This window comes from Escherichia sp. AM3 (assembly GCF_032029835.1).
Taxonomy (GTDB): domain Bacteria; phylum Pseudomonadota; class Gammaproteobacteria; order Enterobacterales; family Enterobacteriaceae; genus Escherichia; species Escherichia coli.
In genome coordinates, this window is sequence record NZ_JAVUPQ010000295.1 from 1 (window position 1) to 1,392 (window position 1,392).

Consider the following 1,392-nt stretch of genomic DNA (forward strand, 5'->3'; position numbering starts at 1 on the left):
ATGATGCTCTTTCCTTTTATAAAACCATGAGCAGATTTCTTTGGCCTGTAGAAATATTCAAGAACAGGCTTTAGTCTCGTTTGGAGTATCGATAGACCGCCACAAGGAGCATTAATGACTCTTTTTTTACCATTCTTCTTTTCTATTTCAAAAGTACGATAATTATCTTTTTTATGATATAGTATATAAAGTAATTGGCCAGCAGGAACTCCAAGTAAATTGGCAATATCACTTACTGATGTTATAGCAATTTCCCCTGACTCAATCAATATGCATATTTTAATCAGGTTATCAGGGGGAGTAACTTCAGTGCTAGTAAGTGTGTGGTTTATCCATTTAATTTTATGTCCATTGCTGTATGGTTTAGGTTCAATTTGAGGAAGTTCAGATATGAAGTCAGGGCTTTTTTTATTGGCTAATGCGAAGTTATGCATTAATAATTTATCATGTAGCGACAAAACCAACTCCTATCGGATTGTAAACGTTTCGGCTCTGCCCAATCACTTTGCGCATCACTTAGCGGACCACTAGTTAAGAAGCGTTACCATCGACTGAACGGTGGCGTATGTCCTAACATTAGTTCCTTCGAGGCGAAACAACCTCACAAATTTAAGGCAGAGCCGTAGTTTATGATTATCATATTAATAACTAAAAGTGAAGTAAAAATATGCTACTGGAAATCTATTGTTCACTATACAGCTGGTTTCTCCGTTATGAGTATTTATTCAGTAAGTGCATCTTGTCTGTCTATATAGTAGTAGCGCGTTTCTCGCTCACAATAGTCATTAACTTCATTTATGGTTGGAGTATACAAACCACTCGTCAGCAGACTCCCAGGTATCTTTCAGAGTTTCCTGAACAAAAGTTTTAGCTAAATCTTTATCAGTGGTGCGCGTAACAGAAAGGCCATCATTGCTGGTGGCTTTTACGATCACCTCTACATCGTCATAACGCTTACTGATGCGTCGGGTTAATTCTTCCTTTAACGCATCCACAGCACCGTTTGGCATTTTAGTCATTTTCTCTTTGGCTATGCAGATCTCAATACGCATAAAACTCCCTCTACACTGTGTTTGCATACAGCATTATTTTTCAGTGTATAAATAAACAGTGTCAATCGAGCAAAGATTGCTGCATGTACAAATGTTCTTTGGCTACAAATACACCTACTGATCATGTTCTGCTATGCTCTGATACCTCCAAAATGTACAATCAGCGGCATGAATTTTTCTTTGTACATATGATTGTACATAATCAAAGAGACAACAATTATGACAAGCCTTTTGGCCGCAGAGGTAGCGAAAAGAAGAACCTTTGCAATTATTTCTCACCCGGACGCCGGTAAAACTACCATCACCGAGAAGGTGCTGCTGTTCGGACAGGCCATTCAGA

At 38.4% G+C, this 1,392-nt stretch carries 2 protein-coding genes and 1 pseudogene; 1 reads left to right on the forward strand and 2 read right to left on the reverse strand.

Going from position 1 to position 1,392, the window contains the following annotated elements:
• Nucleotides 1-458, reverse strand: a pseudogene (locus tag RTW80_RS25245) (RNA-dependent DNA polymerase); the annotation flags it as partial.
• 333 nt (nucleotides 459-791) lie between these two features.
• Nucleotides 792-1,052 (reverse strand): DinI-like family protein, encoded by a 261-nt coding sequence (locus RTW80_RS25250; protein ID WP_001217545.1) that lies wholly within the window; start codon nucleotides 1,050-1,052, stop codon nucleotides 792-794.
• Nucleotides 1,053-1,271: 219 nt separating this feature from the next.
• Between RTW80_RS25250 and RTW80_RS25255 the strand changes: the two genes are divergently transcribed.
• Nucleotides 1,272-1,392 (forward strand): hypothetical protein (locus RTW80_RS25255; RefSeq protein ID WP_282624127.1); only part of this gene is annotated, 121 nt, incomplete at its 3' end.